Annotated in this window: 12 protein-coding genes and 1 pseudogene; 7 read left to right on the top strand and 6 right to left on the bottom strand. The window is 61.9% G+C overall.

Going from position 1 to position 17,465, the window contains the following annotated elements; all coding sequences use genetic code 11:
• Positions 1–325: pseudogene (locus AACS18_RS14195) on the top strand (flavodoxin reductase); the annotation flags it as partial.
• Between the two features lie 6 nt (positions 326–331).
• Here the strand turns inward: AACS18_RS14195 and AACS18_RS14190 are convergent.
• Positions 332–3,499 carry a S41 family peptidase gene (locus AACS18_RS14190; RefSeq protein ID WP_108611861.1) on the bottom strand — a complete coding sequence of 1,056 codons (3,168 nt, stop codon included), beginning with the start codon at positions 3,497–3,499 and terminating at the stop codon, positions 332–334.
• 279 nt (positions 3,500–3,778) lie between these two features.
• Here AACS18_RS14190 and AACS18_RS14185 point away from each other — a divergent pair, with 279 nt between their 5' ends.
• The 4 genes from AACS18_RS14185 to AACS18_RS14170 all read left to right on the top strand — a co-directional run bounded on the left by AACS18_RS14185 (position 3,779) and on the right by AACS18_RS14170 (position 7,309).
• Positions 3,779–4,258, top strand: coding sequence for a L,D-transpeptidase family protein (locus AACS18_RS14185; RefSeq protein WP_005340284.1), 480 nt, complete (start codon positions 3,779–3,781; stop codon positions 4,256–4,258).
• A gap of 164 nt (positions 4,259–4,422) precedes the next feature.
• Positions 4,423–5,949: a YjjI family glycine radical enzyme gene (locus tag AACS18_RS14180; RefSeq protein ID WP_108611860.1), complete on the top strand. Its 1,527-nt coding sequence runs from the start codon at positions 4,423–4,425 to the stop codon at positions 5,947–5,949.
• A 10-nt stretch (positions 5,950–5,959) separates the two neighbouring features.
• Positions 5,960–6,847, top strand: a complete 888-nt coding sequence (locus AACS18_RS14175) for a YjjW family glycine radical enzyme activase (protein ID WP_108611859.1) — start codon at positions 5,960–5,962, stop codon at positions 6,845–6,847.
• 138 nt (positions 6,848–6,985) lie between these two features.
• Positions 6,986–7,309, top strand: coding sequence for a DUF1820 family protein (locus tag AACS18_RS14170; RefSeq protein WP_005340296.1), 324 nt, complete (start codon positions 6,986–6,988; stop codon positions 7,307–7,309).
• Positions 7,310–7,372: 63 nt separating this feature from the next.
• Here the strand turns inward: AACS18_RS14170 and AACS18_RS14165 are convergent, their stop codons facing one another.
• The 3 genes from AACS18_RS14165 to AACS18_RS14155 all read right to left on the bottom strand — a co-directional run bounded on the left by AACS18_RS14165 (position 7,373) and on the right by AACS18_RS14155 (position 10,079).
• Positions 7,373–8,305 carry a LysR family transcriptional regulator gene (locus tag AACS18_RS14165; RefSeq protein WP_108611858.1) on the bottom strand — a complete coding sequence of 311 codons (933 nt, stop codon included), beginning with the start codon at positions 8,303–8,305 and terminating at the stop codon, positions 7,373–7,375.
• Between the two features lie 174 nt (positions 8,306–8,479).
• Complete coding sequence (locus AACS18_RS14160) at positions 8,480–9,676, bottom strand: amino acid aminotransferase (RefSeq protein ID WP_108611857.1); 1,197 nt, start codon at positions 9,674–9,676, stop codon at positions 8,480–8,482.
• A 127-nt stretch (positions 9,677–9,803) separates the two neighbouring features.
• Entirely contained in the window at positions 9,804–10,079 is a 276-nt protein-coding gene (locus tag AACS18_RS14155; RefSeq protein ID WP_005340299.1) for a metal/formaldehyde-sensitive transcriptional repressor, read from the bottom strand.
• A 71-nt stretch (positions 10,080–10,150) separates the two neighbouring features.
• On the opposite strand from AACS18_RS14155, the gene dmeF reads away from it, so the two are divergent.
• Entirely contained in the window at positions 10,151–11,116 is a 966-nt protein-coding gene (gene dmeF, locus AACS18_RS14150; protein ID WP_108611856.1) for a CDF family Co(II)/Ni(II) efflux transporter DmeF, read from the top strand.
• Positions 11,117–11,163: 47 nt separating this feature from the next.
• On the opposite strand, the gene AACS18_RS14145 is transcribed toward dmeF, so the two are convergent.
• Complete coding sequence (locus tag AACS18_RS14145; RefSeq protein ID WP_108611855.1) at positions 11,164–11,577, bottom strand: hypothetical protein; 414 nt, start codon at positions 11,575–11,577, stop codon at positions 11,164–11,166.
• Positions 11,578–11,839: 262 nt separating this feature from the next.
• On the opposite strand from AACS18_RS14145, the gene pulA reads away from it, so the two are divergent.
• Positions 11,840–15,874 carry a pullulanase-type alpha-1,6-glucosidase gene (pulA, locus tag AACS18_RS14140; RefSeq protein WP_108611854.1) on the top strand — a complete coding sequence of 1,345 codons (4,035 nt, stop codon included), beginning with the start codon at positions 11,840–11,842 and terminating at the stop codon, positions 15,872–15,874.
• Positions 15,875–16,075: 201 nt separating this feature from the next.
• Here pulA and AACS18_RS14135 read toward each other — a convergent pair.
• Positions 16,076–17,465 (bottom strand): heavy metal translocating P-type ATPase (locus AACS18_RS14135; protein WP_146184717.1); only part of this gene is annotated, 1,390 nt, incomplete at its 5' end.

Genomic DNA, 17,465 nt, shown 5'->3' with positions numbered 1-17,465 from the left:
GGCCGGGATCGGTATCACCCCGTTTGTGGCCTGGTTGGAGGGGTTGGCTGTCCGTGGCGAGCGAGGCGAGGGGATCACCCTGATCCAGTGCGCGCCGGATCTGGCGGGCGCCGTCTACCACCAGCGGTTGGTCGAGCTCTGTCATCGCACCGGCGTGCGCTATCAGCTGCATCTGGACAAGACTGCCGGGCGGCTGGATCTGGCTCGCATCGCGCAGGATGCGCCCGAGCAGGTGTGGTTTTGCGGGCCGGAGGGGATGGCAGATGCCCTGACCCGGCTGTTGCCGGACGGGCATCTGCATCGCGAGCTGTTTCGCTTTCGTTGAGCGCAGTTATTTGGTGCTGGCTGGCAACTGCTTGAGGGCGGCTTGTACCGCCGCCTCCAGCTGCGGGTCGCGTCCAGCCACCATGTCAGCCGGAGTGAGGGGCACCTGCTGGTCCGGGATCAGCTCCTGATTCTCGTAGAAGGTACCGTCCGGTTTGCGCAGCCCCAGGGTCGGAATGCCGTAGGAGAGCCCCGGGATCAGCCGGGAGTCGTGGCTGTAGACCATGGTGCCGGTGCCGGGCACCGGATCGCCGACGATGGGGCCGACCTTGAGGGCACGGTAGTACTCGGGGAAGGCGGAACCTTCCGAGTAGCTGCCAGCGTTCACCAGCACCACCGAAGGCTTGGTCCACTGGCGAGTGGCGGCATCGGTTTCCCCCTTGCCCTGACGGGGCCAGCTGCTGGCCATCCCCTTGGCGCTGCCGCTGCCGGTCAGAAACTCCACCAGGGTATTGGCGAGATAGCCACCGCTGTTGAAGCGGACATCGACGATCAGCGCATCGCGATTGCGCTGTCTGCCGAGGGCATCCGCCACCACCGCATCGTAGACCTCGCTATTCATTGCCGGCAGATAGACGTAGCCGACCCGTCCTCCGCTCAGCCTGGCCACCAGCTCCCGCCGTTTCTCAATCCAGCGATCCTGTTGCAACTGGTACTCCTGCTGTTTGTCGATGGCGGTGAGCACCACCTCGTCAGTTTGCTTGTTGCCCTCCTGCTGGAAGGTGAGGGCGAGCCGGGCACCGGCCTGATGGTTAAGGGCTTGATCCAGCTCGGCCAGATTGGCAATCGGGACGCCGTTGATGGCGAGCAGGCGGGCGCCCGGGGCGATATCGCTCTCCTGATCCAGCGGGCCGCCAGAGAGCATGGCGGTGAGCATCACCCCCTGCTCGCCATCCTGCCAGTAGCCGCCAAGGCTGGCGGTCTCGTCCGCCATGCGCGGGAAGGGGGCGGGGCCGCTGCCCCAGGTGTGGGAGACATTGAGCTCGCCAGCCAGCTCCGCCAACAGGTTGCCAAAGTCCCGCGGGTTGCCGATGCCCGGCAGCAGGCGGCGGTAAGCGGCGACATAGCTATCCCAGTTCACCCCGTTCATGTCGTCCAGATAGAACTCGTCCCGGGTGAGCCGGGCGATCTGATCGAAGGCGGCGGTCATGCGTTCCTGCCAGCGGCTGGTGGGCTGCAAGGCGAAGGGGGCGCTGGTGGCCTCGCCGGAGTCGAGATGGATCCGGGTGATCTCCCCATCCCGCACCAGGGTAGCCAAGGTGCCCTGCTGGTTGAGGCTTGCCAGCGCAGGGCCGGGCTGCTCGCCAAACAGTTCGCTGGTTTTGCCCTTGCGCAGATCCTGGCTGTAGCCCTTGATCTCGCTCTCGCTGTTGACCCCCATCTCCTCCACCAGATAGATCAGCTGGTCGCCGATGATGCGGCTGGCGAGCAGGGTGCCGGTGGGTTGCAGCAGCAGCGCTTCTCTATGGTTGAGACGATCGCTCTCAAAGCCGTATCCCCCTTTCGGCGGTTCCAGCTCGGCAATGGCATCGGCTCTGGCGGCGCGGCTGCTGTAAATGCCGAGCAGGTTGGTGACGAGGGGCTCGCCATCGGGCCCCAGTGCGCCAAATCGGGTCGATTGCCAGTAGAGGATGGCGCCATCCTGACTCCAGCCCGGTTGCCCATCCTGATAGCCGTTGAGGCTGACATTGACCGGTTTGGCCTTGGGATTGGTCGTATCGATCACCGCGATCTCCTGTTCCGCCGCATCGGGGCGGAAGGTGAGCGCCAGATGGCGGGAGTCGGGGGCAAAGGCGAAATGCACCTCGTGGCGCGACGGGTTGAAGCTGGCAGGCACCAGTTCCCGCTGTTTGTTGTTTGCCAGATCGAGCAGGTGGATGGCCTGACCATCCACCACGAAGGCGAGTTGCTTGCCATCGGGGGAGAGCACCGGACGGCTGATCCCCTTGTCGGGAATCGCCAGCAGCAGACTCTCGGTCAGAGTGCCGGGATCGCTGAACAGCAGATCCGGATCACCCTTGCGCAGGCGATAGAGGGCGGCGTGCCCCTGCTGCTCCGACAGATAGATGAGGGCGCGGCCCTGCTCGGCGAAGAGGGGGCTGGACTGCTCGCTCGGATCGCGGGTCAGCTGGCGCACCCGCTCCCGCTCGGGGTCGACGGCAAAGAGGTTGCCCTCGCTCACCAGGATCAGCTCGTCCGCCTCTTCGCTGACCAGCGCTTCGTCTGCCAGGGTCAGGGCCTCGCTCGCCTCATCCGGCGCGCTGGCCACTTGCGGTGTGAGGGTCAGCTTGCGTGGCTCGCTGCTACCGGCATCGAGGCGATAGAGCTCGCCCAGCCATGACCAGACCAGATCGCCATTGCGAGAGGCGCTGAGCCCCCGCACCGGATGGCCCTGATAGTGGGTCAGCTGTTGCTCCTTGCCGCTGGCGAGATCCCGGCGCCAGACGTTGAAATCGCCGCTGCGCTCGCTCAGGTAAAAGAGGCTGTCCCCCTTGTCGCTCCAGACCGGATCGGTGGCCGCCACCCGATCTTCGGTCAGTTGCTTGTGCTGCTTGCCATCAAACAACCAGAGACGGGGCACCGCGAACGAGTGCTGATGCTTGCGAAAGGGTTGATCCGCCGCGGGCATCTGATAGGCGAGCCGCTCCCCGTGGGGGCGGGCGAGAGTTGCAGGCAGCGGCAGATCGGCCTGCAAGGTGCCGCCGGTGATCGGGGTCCAGTAGAGCTCGCCCCATTGGTAGCCTTCCGCGACAAAATGGTCGGCATCGGGCGCACCCAGGCGCTGGCTGCTCAGCAGCAGTCGTTTGCCATCGGCGCTGAAGGCTTGCGGCAGATCGGTGCGCGAATCGCGGGTGAGGCGCACCATCTCGCCGCCGCTGGCAGGCACTACGAACACATCTTCGTTGCCGTAGAGATTGGCGGCAAAGGCGAGCTGTTTGCCATCCGGCGACCAGATTGGCCGCTGGCTCAGGTAGTCGCTGCCGGTGAGCGCCGTAGCGGGGCCACCTTCGGCACTGGCGACAAAAATGCGCCCCTGCCAGGTGAAGGCAAGCTGCTTGCCATCGGGGGAGAGGGCGGGCTCGCGCAGCCAGAGTGCATCGGCGGCGACACTGGCGGGTAGCCAGAGCAGGAGTGGCGAGAACAGCAGGGTGGCGAGGCGGCACGAAGAGCGCATGGCATGATCCTGTCGGGGAGTGGAGTGTTATCTTCGCCGATCATTGCCCCGGGTGCCAGCGCGATAATTTTTGGTATCTTGTTGTTTTAACTGTTAATTACCAATACCAAATGACAGCGTTCAAGGAAGATAGCCTAGCTGCGACAAGATATGTTTTGCCGGGCATATTGAGTATTGATGGCGATCCAATATCATGGCGCTCGCTCGCCGCTCGGCGGGCATCGTTCAGATGATCTGGTAACAAGAAAAGCCCGCACCAGAGGCTTGTCGAGGGATGGAATGAGAGCCGTATTACTGTGTTTGTTGGGGCTTTGGCCCGCATTGAGTTTTGCCTTGACCGAAAAAGCCGATTTGGTGGTGGTCAAGAAGTCGACCTATAGCCTGACCCTGATGAAGGATGGCAAAGAACTGAAGCGCTACTGGATTGCTCTGGGCCCGGCGCCCAAGGGGCACAAGCAGCAGGAAGGGGATCAGCGTACGCCGGAAGGGCGCTACACCCTCGACTACAAGAAGACCAATTCCGGCTACTACAAAGCCATCCATATCAACTATCCGAACCTGGATGACATCAAGCGCGCCAATGAGCTGGGTGTTCGTCCGGGTGGCATGATCATGATCCACGGCCAGCGCAACAGCATTGGCAACCGCAGGGTTCAGCCCTCCAACTGGACCAACGGCTGCATCGCCATGCTCAACCACGAGCTGGATGAAGTGTGGGACGCGATTGATCCGGGTACGCCCATCGTCATCGAGCCCTGATCTGCACAACGGGGGCCTTGTCGGCAGACAAGGCCCCCGTTCTGTTTGGGGTGTGATCCTCTCTCACGGATGTCTTTTTGAGACATTCGTATTGTTGTGTATGTCACTTCAAAAAAAGCCTGCAAATGGTGAGGATATGGGCTCTATCCGTGAAGGAGTGTCCCATGTCTTTGATCGAAACCTGTCAGCGCATCGTGCGCGATCCCCATCTCTCCGCCGCTCAGAAGAGCCACGCGCTGGCGCTGGCCGCCGAGAATGCGTTGCTCTACCCCGACCTGCCTGCCGCAGTCGCCGAGGCGATGGAGCAGGGTTTTATCTGCGACATGTTCGAAGGGCACGCCCCCTACAAGCCACGTTATGTGCTGCCGGACTATGAAAAATTCCTGACTCAGGGCTCTGCCTGGCTGGAGCTGACGGCGCCGCAGGATTTCGACGAGGCGCTCAATGCCCTGCGCATCCTCTATCACCATGTCCCCTCCGTCACCGGCATGCCGGTCTGGCTGGGTCGGCTCGACCATCTGCTGTTGCCGTTTGTCGGCGAACTGGATGACGAGACTCTCTACCGCAAGCTGAAAGGGTTCTGGATCTATCTGGATCGGGTGCTGCCGGACGCCTTCATGCACGTCAACATCGGGCCGGATGACAACCGCATCTGCCGCCTGATCCTGCGTATCGACAACGAGCTCAAGCAGGTGGCGCCGAACCTCACCTTCTTCCACGATCCGGAGCAGACCCCGGACAGCCTGCTGCTGCAGGCGGTGAAGAATATCGCCGAGTGCAGCAAGCCGCACATCGCCAACTACCCGATCCACCGCGACACCTTCGACAATCGCGGCTTTGGCATCGTCAGCTGCTACAACGCCCTGCCGCAGGCGGGGGGCGCCAATACCCTGGTGCGCATCTCCCTCAAGCGGGTCGCCGAGCAGTGTCAGGGGATCGATGACTTCCTCGGTTGCCTGCTGCCCCACTACTGCCGCTTGGCCTCTCAGCTGATCGAAGCGCGGGCCGCATTCCTCCACGATGAGTCCGGTTTCTTCGACAGCTTCCTGGTGAAAGAGGGGCTGCTGGATGAGGATCGCTTTGTCCCCATGTTCGGCATCTACGGCATGGCGGAAGCGGTCAATATCCTGATGGATAAAGAGAATCTGCCGGATCGCTACGGCCATGGCGAGGAGGCGAACCAGCTTGGCTATCGCATCTCGGCCCAGCTCTCCGCTTATGTGACCACGACCCCGCAGACCCATGCCTGGGGTGGCCGCGCTTTGTTGCATTCGCAAGGTGGCCTTAGCATCGATGTGGCAGTCACCCCCGGGGTGCGCATTCCCTACGGGCAGGAGCCGGATCCGGCCAGTCATGTGCTGGCGCTGGCGCCGCACCACACTTATTATCATTCGGGGATCAGCGAGATCCTGACGCTGGATCCCACCATTCGCCAGAACCCTCAGGCGCTGTTGCAGCTCTGCAAAGGGGCGCTTGCCATCGGTATGCGCGAGTTCACCGCCAACGTGGCCGACAGCGATCTGGTGCGGGTGACCGGCTACATGATCCGCAAGAGCGACGTGGCCCGCTTCGCAGAAGAAGGCTCGCGCTTGCAGACCACCTGTCTCGGTGCCGAGGCGAGTGAAGTGACCGCCATTCGTCAGCGGGCTCCGCGAGTGGTCGCCTACGAATCGACCATCGGCGAATACTGAGTTCGCACAGATGGCTAATGTTTTGCCAACACGCAGCGCCCTGGTAAGCAGGGTGCTGCCGTTCTCCTGTGTCGATGGGCCGGGCAACCGGCTGGTGCTGTTTCTGCAGGGTTGCAACTTTCGCTGCCCCGGCTGCCACAACCCGCACACCATAGGGCTGTGCGACGATTGTGGTGACTGCCTTGCTGTCTGTCCGAGCGGTGCCCTCACCTTCAATCGGGGCAAGGTGCAATGGCAGGCAATGCTCTGCACCGACTGCGACGCCTGTCTGGATGTCTGCCCCCGTAGTGCCAATCCCAAGACCGCCAGCATGACGGTGGCCGAGGTGCTGGCTCTACTGCGCCGCTACGGCCCCTTGCTGACCGGCATTACCGTCTCCGGTGGTGAGGCGACCACCCGGCTCCCCTTTGTGGTTGCGCTCTTTACCGCCATCAAGGCCGCGCCGGATCTGGCCCATCTCACTTGCCTGCTCGACAGCAACGGCTCGCTGGCCGAAACCGGTTGGCAGCGGCTATTGCCGGTGCTCGACGGCGCCATGCTCGATCTCAAGGGGTGGCGTGACTCGGTGCATCACTCCCTGACCGGCTATGGTCGCGAGCGGGTGCTGGCATCGCTGCAACTGCTGGCACGCCACGGCAAGCTGACCGAACTGCGGCTGCTCCATGTGCCGGGCAAGAGCGATTTTCTGGATGCGAGTGGTGAGCTGGACGCGGATCTTGCCGCCTTCTTGCAGCGGCTGGGGCCTGTGCCCATTCGCCTCAACGGCTTTCGCCATCACGGGGTGCGGGGAGAGGCGGCGCAATGGCCGCAGGCTCACCAAACCGAGCTGGAACAGCTGGCCAGTCGTTTGCGTGCAGCGGGATTGGGGCCGGTCTCACTGCCTGCCTTGATGGGCTGAGTGGTTGCGTCATCCGGTGACCGTCATGGCGTGAGGTGTGGCATGGAAAGGCCGCAACTGTGATTTCTGTCTATTGGAGGGGGCGAGAACGGCGGCTAGAATAATGACCATCTTCTTACCCCTCAATGACAGATAATCATGAGTGAAAGCAAGGCGTTATATCGGGTTCAGTTTATTTGCCACAGCGAGCGCTACGAAGTGTATGTGCGCGAAGTCAATCAGGGCCAGCTGTTCGGTTTTATCGAGATTGCCGACTTTGTCTGGGACAACCACACGGCGCTTATCGTCGATCCCAGTCACGAGAAGCTCAAGAGCGAATTTGCCGATGTGCGCCAGACTCTTATTCCCATGCATCAGGTGCTGCGCATCGATCAGGTGAAAAAGCAGGGGGCAGCTCGCATCACGGATCTGGGCAGCAACGTCGCCTCCTTCCCCAGCCCCATCTATACCAAACGTCCCTAGTCCCTACTTGCCGTTGATGTTTCACCGCGGTGAAACATCTATCTCTTCTCGTTGTCGTCCGGCTCAGGGCTCAATCAATTCGCGACCCAGTTGCAGGATCCGCTGGCGGAACCAGTGACGGGCCGAGCCATCACCGGCCGGGCCATACCAGACCAGACTGTGACTCACCTTGCCGTAATCGAACGGTGCCGGACGCATCACCAGATCCGGCTGACTGGCCATGCAGGCCGCCCAGCCACCGATAGCGGTAAGGATCAGGTCGGTCTGGGGCAGCAGGGCCGCCGCGCTGGCAAAATCGGGCAGGGTGGCGCCAATCTGGCGACGCACCTGCTGCTGGGCCAGGCTCTGCTCGAAGAAGGGGTTGGCCAGCTCCTGATCCCGGATGGCGATATGGCGCCAGCTCAGGTAGGCATCGAGATCCCAGGGCTTGGCCAGCGCGGGGTGGTTTTTGCGCAGCAGGCAGACCAGTTTTTCTTCCCGCAGGGTCTCCCACACCAGCCCGGGCTGGCGCGGCAACGGTTGGCTCTGGTCATGGGGCAGGATCACGAAGTCGATTTTGCCCGCTGCCAGCGCCTCCAGCCCCTGCTCATCCTTGTTCCAGATCTCCGGCACCATGCCCGGCACCTCTTTCATCAGCTGACCCAGAATGGGGCCCACCGGCCAGGTCATCACGCTCTCGCGCAATCCCAGCCGCAAGCTGCCCTGCCACTGCTGGGTGTTGAAGGCGTTCTGGCGAGTGAGCCCGTTCAGCTCCCCCAGTAGTCGATGCAGGGTGGGAGCCAGTCGCTCGGCCATGGGGGTGAGCAACAGCTGGTTTCCCTGACGGTAGAGCAGTTGATCCCCCAGCAGCTCCCGCAGCTGGTTGAGGGTTTTGCTGACGGTGGAAGGGGTGGTGCAGAGCCGCTCTGCGGTGCGGGTGACGCTCTGGTTGTCGAGCAACAGGTGCAGGGTGACCAGATGGCGACCTCCCAGCCGAGAGAGAGCGATCAGATCCATAGTGGCTCCTGAAGTGGATAAAGATAAGCGGATGAAAAGACAGGCTCTGAATCAGTACGATACAGCGTGACCTGCTGGCATTCTCTCACAGCAGGGGGAGGGTGAGCAGACCCATCAAGAGGTGACCGCGAACGCAACAGACAAAAAGCCCCGCCAAAGCGGGGCTGATGCGGATTAGCCCTTGAGCACCGCCGCCATGGCGTCAGCCACATAGTCGACGTTACGGCTGTTGAGACCCGCCACGCACATGCGGCCGGAGCGCACCAGATAGACGGCGAACTCCTCGCGCAGGCGATCTACCTGCTCCGGGGTGAAGCCGGTGTAGCTGAACATGCCGCGCTGGTTGATGAAGTAGCTGAAATCGCGGCCCGGCACCTTGGCGCTCAACACCTCGTAGAGCTTTTGGCGCATCGCCTTGATGCGGGTGCGCATCTCGGTCACTTCATCGATCCACATGGCGTGCAGCTCGGGTTGGTTCATCACCGCCGCGGTGATCTGGCCACCGTGAGTGGGCGGACTTGAGTAGTTGCGACGCACGGTGGCCTTCATCTGACCCAGCACCCGGCTCGCCTCTTCGGCATCCTGGCAGATCACCGACAGGCCACCACAGCGCTCGCCGTAGAAGGAGAGGTTCTTGGAAAACGAGTTGCTGACGAAGAAGCTGACGCCGGCGGCCACCATGGCACGAATGGCGTAGGCATCCTCTTCCAGCCCGTCACCGAAGCCCTGATAGGCGATATCCATAAAGGGGATCAGGTTCTTCTCGACCACCAGTGCGATCACCCGATCCCACTGGGCACGGGAGAGATCCACCCCGGTCGGGTTGTGGCAGCAGGGGTGCAGCAGCACGATGCTCTTGGCCGGCAGGCTGCTCAGGCAGTCGATCATCGCATCAAACTGCACGCCGCCAGTGGCAGCATCGTAGTAGGGGTAGTCATGCACCTTGATGCCGGCCCCCTCGAACATCGCCTTGTGGTTGTCCCAAGTGGGATTGCTGACCCACACCTCGGAGGTCGGGAAGTAGCGCTTGAGCAGATCGGCGCCGATCTTCAGCGCGCCGGAGCCGCCGATGGTCTGGATGGTGGCAATACGTCCCGCCTTGACCGCTTCATGGTCGGCACCAAACAGCAGGTGTTGCACTGCGGTGCGGTAGTTGGCGGTGCCTTCCATCGGCTGGTAGGGGCGCGGCGCCGGGGCGGCGGCACGCTGGGCTTCGGCCTTCTGCACAGACGGCAGCAGCGGAATGCGCCCCTGCTCGTCGTAATAGAGGCCAATCCCCAGGTTCACCTTCTGCTCGCGGGTGTCTTTGTGGAAGGTCTCGACTAGCGTCAGGATGGGGTCGCCAGCATAGGCATCGACGTGTTCAAACATGGGGGATCCTTGAAATTGACTGTCCAGTAAAACCGGCGGTCAGCCGGGCTGGACATCATGGCGCAAAGCTGGCGGTGGCTCAAGCCCGACGCTGGTCGAGCCTGAAGGGATGGTGCCGCGATCCTGCTTACTTCAAATAGGATCGCAGGACGCTGACTACCTGATCCAGATCCTCCAGCCGCTCGGCCGGGGTGGCATCGGGGGCGCCGAGATGCTCGCGCATATGTCCCTCCAGTACCTCCAGCATCAAGCCGTTGACGGCGCCGCGGATGGCGGCGATCTGCTGCAAAATGGCGGTGCAGTCGCTCTCCTGCTCCAGCGCGCTCTCCAGCGCACCGGCCTGTCCCTTGATGCGGCGCACCCGTGCCAGCAGCTTCTTTTTGTCGTGAATGGTGTGGGACATGACGGATCCTCTCGATCAATAAAACTATACTAGGGTATAGTATATTACATCATCGCTCTCAGGAGAAATCCATGTCATCCCTCGCTCAATCACACTGCCATCACCCCGTCATCCATGAGGGCAATCCGCTGGCCGAACAGAAGACCCGCTGGGCCGTATTGCTGACCGTCATCATGATGGTGGCGGAGATTGGCGGCGGCTGGTTCTACAACTCCATGGCGCTGTTGGCCGATGGTTGGCACATGAGCTCCCACGCACTGGCGCTCGGTCTCTCGGTGCTGGCCTACCGCGCCGCCCGCCACTTCGCCCGCGACCACAGATTCAGCTTCGGCACCTGGAAGATCGAGGTGCTGGGTGGCTTCACCAGCGCCCTGTTGCTGGTGGGAGTGGCCGGGTTGATGCTGTTCGAGTCGGTGTTCCGGCTGCTCGATCCCAGCCCGATCCACTATCAACAGGCGATCGCTATCGCGCTGGTGGGGCTGCTGGTAAACCTCGCCTGTGCCTGGCTGCTCAAGGATGATCACGGCCACCATCACCATGGGCATGACCACCGTCATGAGCATCACGACCACGATCATCATCATGACCATGACGATCACCATGGCCATCAGGATCTCAACCTGCGCGCCGCCTATATCCACGTGCTGGCGGATGCGGCCACTTCCGTGCTGGCGATTCTGGCGCTGGTGGGGGGCATGCTGTGGGGCGCTGACTGGCTCGACCCGCTGATGGGCATAGTGGGTGCCGGACTGGTCGCGGTATGGGCCTGGGGTCTGCTGCGCGACTCTGGTCGGGTGCTGCTGGATGCCGAGATGGATACCCCGCTGGTGGCGGAGATCCGTGAGGTCATCGCCGAGCTGCCGGGCACCGATATCCGCGATTTGCACGTCTGGCGGGTGGGGCAGCAGCAGTATGCCTGCGTGCTCTCTTTGCTGATGGTCAATCCGCTACCGGCGCAGCAGATCCGCGAGCGGCTGGCGATCCATGAAGAGCTGGTACATGTGACCATCGAGATCGCCAGCGAACAGGATAAATAACGGGGGCCGTTGGCCCCCCTGGTTTCAGTGCCGTTGGTTCCCTGATGTCAGTGCGGCTGCCCGGTGATCTCATCCTGGGGCTTGTGTTGCCACACAGCGCCGAGCAGCAGCTTGAGCAGCAGTCCGGGCGGGTTGTCCAGCAGCTTGCCGGACTCCAGCAGCAGCTGACCATCGGCGCGAAACCCGAGGCTGGCATCTATGGTGCCATCCTCCGAGACCACCTGGAGCAGGCCATTGAGGGCGGAGCGTTCACCGGGCTGACAGCGCAGCCGCAGTTCGCGGGGTTCCCCCAGCAGGGTGAAGGCGCGGCTCAGCGGGGGCGAGTCTTCATAATCGGGCCAGTTGAAGAAGTGATACTGCTCGGCCAGGGTGCCAGCCTGCTGGCAAAACTGGTCGAACAGCTGCCCGATCGCCTGATACTCCTGATCGAGTCGTCTTGCCTGCTCTTCAATCCGTTTCATTGTTTACTCCTTGTCTATCCACTTGATCAGACATTGCTTTTCTGACCCCGTGACTGCCGTTTTCCAGATATGAGGCCAAATGGCCACGAGGTCTGTGAGCCGGATCGAAGTTTCAGTCTGAAAACGTTATCTTGTTGAAACTGGATGGTTTTTTTGCCTTTCCGCTCACATTTGAATCGATTGCCGCTGATTAATATGGCACCGCCTGGCAATGACCGGGTGCTCGACTATCGAGACTAACTACAGCGGGAATTATAAAAATATGGATATGAAAAAGACCAAAGTGGCGCTGGTAACAGCCTCACTGCTCGCGCTTTTGTCTGGCTGTAATGACAACAGCACATCTACTTCTACACCTGAACCTTCTGATGGACCTGTCGCTCGCTTGCCCAAGATGGATCCCCCCAAGGAGCTGCTGCAAGCAGGCCCCAACGAGGTAGTCATTGCGCTGGTGGATACCCAGTCGGCAGCCAAAGGGGCCAAGGCACCGTTTGACAGCCACAGCCTGCACCTTTGGAACAACGACGCCTGCAAGGCAACGGCTGATAGTGGCCTGAATACCGGGTGGGATGACAAGAGCAAGACTCCTGCCACCGCCGACAGCTTTGGTCCGGCCTGGGTCGTGCCGCTCAAAAATGTGGAAGGGTGCATCAACTTTATCGCTCGCAACGGCGATCTGGCCAACCTGACCGGCAGCGATATGAAGGTGAGCTTCAGTGAGCACCCGGATCGCACCGTGGCTATCGTGGCTGGCAAAAAAGAGCTGTTTGGCAGCCGTGCCGAAGCCTTTACCGCCGCCTTTGGCGTAGCGGGGGCCAGCGCTCATCTGATCGATGGCAATACCCTGATTTGGCAAGGGGGCAAAGACAAGCCCCACGTTCGCCTCTATTACACCGACTCGGGCACCATCAAGGCTAATGCCGATGGGGTGTTCGATTTCCCCTATATCAGCCTGACCGCGACCACTCTGACCGCCGAGCAGCAGGCCAAATATCCGCATCTCAAGGATGCAGCCGCTTTTGCCCTGCCTGCCGGTAAAGATCTCAAGCCCCTGCTCAAGGGTGAGCTGGTGGCTATCGGCACCGATGCCGACGGTATCCTGCAGGGGGCGACCCTGGTGCAGAGCGCCGGCGCCCTCGATGCGCTCTATGCTCCCGAGGCGACCAAGCTGAGCTATGGCGCCGTGGTGGAGGGTAACCGGGTGACCTTCCGCCTCTGGGCGCCGACCGCCAAGTCGGTCAAGCTGGCCCTCTACAACGCCAGCCACCAGAAGAGTGGTGAAGTGGCGATGACCTTCGACAGCGCCAGCGGCAGCTGGAGTTACGAAGGGGGCAGCGAGCTGATCGGCCAGTTCTACCGCTACGACATGGAGGTCTACCACCCGCTGAGCCGCAAGGTCGAGCACTACGAGGTGACCGATCCCTACTCCCTGAGTCTGGCGATGAACTCCGAGTTCAGTCAGGTAGTGGATCTCGACGATCCGGCCCTGAAACCGGAAGGATGGGACAGCCTCAAGGCGCCCCACAGCCAGCAGAACCCCGCCGATATCACCATATATGAGGCCCATGTTCGCGACCTGACCGGTAACGATGCCTCCACCGATGAAGAGAAGCGCGGCAAGTTTGTCGGCCTGACCCAGCCCGACTCTGTACCGGTCAACCATCTGAAAGCGCTGGCAAAGAGCGGCGTCAGCCACCTGCACCTGCTGCCGGTGTTCGATATCGCCACCGTCAACGAGGATCCGGCCAAGGTGGCCAATCTCGGCGATGACTTCAGCAAGCTCTGTCAGGTCAATCCGGATGTGAAAACATCCAGATTTGGCGGCTACTGTGGTGGCGGTCAGACCGTGGGAGATGTGCTGGCCGACCTGCAAGGGGGCGACAGCAAGGATAATCCGCAGGTGCAGGAGCTTTCCGGTTACCTGCGCGGCGTCGACTCCTTCAACTGGGGTTATGATCCCTACCACTACACAACACCGGAAGGCTCCTACGCCACCAACGCCGAGGGCACCAAACGTATTCTGGAGTTCCGCGAGATGGTCAAGGCCATCAAGCAGAACATCGGTATGAACGTGGTGATGGACGTGGTCTACAACCACACCAACGAATCCGGGCTCGGCCCCAAATCGGTGCTCGACAAGATAGTGCCCTGGTACTATCAGCGCCTCAATCCGGAGACCGGCTCGGTGGAGAACTCCACCTGCTGCTCCAACACGGCGCCGGAACACGCCATGTTTGCCAAGCTGATGGATGACTCCCTGGTCACCTGGGCGCGCGACTACAAGATCGACGCCTTCCGCTTTGACCTGATGGGCCACCATCCGAAAGATCAGATGGTGCAGGCGCTGGCCGCGGTGAAGAAGGTCAATCCCGAGATGTACTTCTACGGCGAGGGGTGGAACTTCGGCGAAGTGCAGGATGACAAGCGCTTCGTGCAGGCTACCCAGAAGCATCTGGGCGGTACCGGTATCGGCTCCTTCTCGGACCGCTTGCGCGATGCGGTGCGCGGCGGCAGTCCGTTCGACGGTGGCGATACCATTCGCAAGACCCAGGGCTTTGGCAACGGTGCTTTCGTCGATCCTAACGAAATGAGCAAGGTGGATCTGGCGACGGCCTTGCACCAGTCCGATCTGGTCCGGCTCGGCATGGCGGGCAACCTCAAGGAGTTCGTGCTGACCGACAAGGATGGCATGCCGAAGAAAGGCGCCGAGATCGACTACAACGGTCAGAGCGCCGGTTATGCCCAGGATCCGGTGGAAGTGCAGAACTATGTCGACAAGCACGACAACCAGACCCTGTTCGACAACCTGATCTACAAGGCACCTGCCGGAGCCGATCTGGTACGGATGCAGGGAGTATCGCTGGCGACCGCCATGCTGGGTCAGGGCATTCCCTTCACCCACGCCGGTGTCGAGCTGCTGCGTTCCAAATCCATGGAGCGGGACAGTTATGACTCGGGCGACTGGTACAACAAGGTCGACTACACCCTGGGCGACAACAACTTCGACAAGGGGTTGCCGCGCAAGGACAAGGATGGCGACAACTATCCACTGATTGAGCAGGTGCTCGGCAAGCATGCCAAGCCGGGCTCGGCCGAGATGGCGCAGATGGTGAGCTTCTATCAGGAGCTGGCGGAGCTGCGCAACTCCTCCCGCCTGCTGCGTCTGGGCAGCGGCGCCGAGGTGATCAAGCGGGTCGACTTCCGCAATACCGGCCCGGATCAGGTGCCCGGCCTTATCGTCATGACGGTGGATGATGGCGTCAGTGCCGGGGCGGATCTGGATCCGGCCATCGACGGTCTGGTGGTGATGATCAACGCCAGCAACCAGAGCCAGAGCATCGGCGACTTCCGTGATGGCAACGATCAGCCCATCGATCTGAGCGGTATGGTGCTTAGCAGCAAGCATCGCGCTGTCGACAGCATCGCCAGCGGCGCCGCCTATGACAACGGCCAGCTGACGCTGGGGGCCTGGTCTGCCGCCGTGTTCGTCAAGCCGCAGTCTGGTGTACAGGGCGCGGGCCTGCCGGTCAGCAAGAAGACCGACCTGAGCACCCTGCCACCGTTTGGCAACACCGATGTTTATCTGAAGGGGTTCCTCGATGAGTGGGGTAACACCAACCAGATGACCTTCAGCGGCAACTTTATGTACGAGTTCACTACCGAGGTGAGCACCGACAAGCTGGGTACCACCAACGTCAAGATCGCTGACGCCAGTTGGGGGCCGGTCAACTACGGCAGCTGCAACGCTGGTGACAAGCTGGTGGTCGGCACTCCGCTGACCCTTTGCAAGGGGGGAGAAACCGGCAATATCGGTGTCGATCTGGCCAAGGCTGGCAGCTACAAGTTTGTCTTCACCGCCATGAACAAGGACAAACCGACCCTGAGCGTCAGCTTCACCGAGCCGGTGCAGAGCTGCAAGGTGCTGGAGACTGTGGCGGGCAATCCGCTCGGCTACAACCTGTTCGTCAAGGGTGAGCTTTCAGGCTGGAATGCCCAGCCCCAGTACCAGCTGAGCTATAAGGGGATGGACGGTGATCTCGCCATCTATCAGGCGGCGTTCAACTACGCCGGCAGCACCGAGTTCAAGGTGGCCAACGAGGACTGGAGCAAGGAGTACCTGCTCAACGGTGGCGGTGCGGTGAACGCTGAAACCGGCTATTCGTTCGCCTTCTCCAAGGGTGGCAGTGCCAATAACAGCATCACCCTGCCGCAGGGGCTGTGGAGTGTGCTGGTGAAGGTTGACCCAGCTGGCGTCAAGGCGGGCACAGCCGTCATTCAGGAGTGCAGCGCCAAGTAAGCAAGCCATTGAGTCCGGGGGATGGCTCGGCACCCCCGGGTTGAATTCCACCTTGCCAAGGGTGGGATAACTCCGAGAGAGTAAGCAAAGCGCGACTGCCGACCGGCAGGCGCGCTTTTTCTTTTACGGGGTGCCGTGAGAGGAAAAAGAAAAGCCGTCCCGGTTGGGGGACGGCTTTTGGCTGGGATGCCATTGGCTGGCTTAACGCTTGCGCAGCAGCCGCAAGGCGTTGGCGGTTACCAGCGCGGTGGCGCCGGTATCGGCCAGCACCGCAATCCACAGTCCGGTGATGCCGAGCAGGCTGGTGACCAGGAAGATGGCCTTCAGTCCCAGTGCCAGCGCGATATTCTGGTGAATATTGGCCAGTGCCGCCCGCGACAGCCGGATCATCGCGGCAATACCGCCGAGCTGGTTGTGGGTCAGCGCCGCATCGGCGGTCTCCAGCGCCACATCGGTGCCGCCGCCCATGGCGATGCCGATACTGGCCCGCTTCATGGCGGGGGCATCGTTGATGCCATCGCCGATCATGGCAACCTTCCGGGTGCTGGCCAGCTTGGCGATCTCTTCTACCTTGTTCTCCGGCAGCAGACCGGCACGCCAGCCCATGCCCAGCTCGGTGGCGATCGCCTCGGCGGCACGGGGGTTATCCCCGGTCAACATGATGCTGTTGAGCCCGAGTCGGTTGAGCTCTTGCAGTGCGGCGGCTGCCTCCGGCCGGATCTGATCCCGCAGCGCCAGCAGGGCGACCGGCAGCGCCTGGTCGCCGCTGCTCTGGCATAGCACCACAACGGTCTTGCCCTGTTGCTCCAGCGAAGCAATCCGGGTTTGCTGTTCCGTATTCAGGGTCGCCACCCGGCTCGGTGCCAGCAGTTGCCACAGTTCACCGTTGATGCGTCCCTCAACCCCCATGCCCGGCAGGGCGCGCAGGTCGCGGGCCTCTGCCAGCGTCAGCCCCTGTTCGGTCGCGTTGGAGACCACGGCGCGGGCCAGCGGGTGGTGAGAGCCCTGCTCGATGGCAGCCGCCAGTGCCAGCAGTTCGGTTTCCGGCTGGCTATTGAGACTCACCAGTTCGGTCAGTTGCGGCTTGCCCAGCGTCAGGGTGCCAGTCTTGTCAAAGGCGACAGTGTCGATATGGGCCAGTCGCTCCAGTGCGGCACCACCCTTTATCAGGGCCCCCTGACGGGTTGCCGCGGCCAGCGCCGAAGTAACCGCTGCCGGGGTGGAGATGACCAGCGCACAGGGGCAGCCGATCAGCAGCAGCGCCAGTCCGCGATAGATCCACTCGTCCCAGCTCTGGCCAAAGGCGAGCGGTGGAACAATGACGACCAGCAGGGCGATCAGCATCATGGCCGGGGTGTACCAGCGGCTGAAGCGGTCGATAAAGCGCTCGATGGGGGCGCGCTGACTCTCGGCCTCCTCGATGAGATGCAGGATGCGGTCGATGGCGTTGTTGCCCGGTTCGGACACCACTTCAAGACGCAGTACCCGATCGGCAGCCAGACTGCCGGCGGGCACCTTGTCACCCTGACGGCGTTCCACCGGAATGGATTCGCCAGTCAGGGCGCTCTCGTCAAACGCACCGAGCTCATCG

Source organism: Aeromonas sp. HMWF015 (assembly GCF_963878965.1).
Lineage (GTDB): Bacteria > Pseudomonadota > Gammaproteobacteria > Enterobacterales > Aeromonadaceae > Aeromonas > Aeromonas veronii.
The sequence above is the reverse complement of the archived record's forward strand: the minus strand, read 5'-3'. Positions and strand labels throughout refer to the sequence as shown.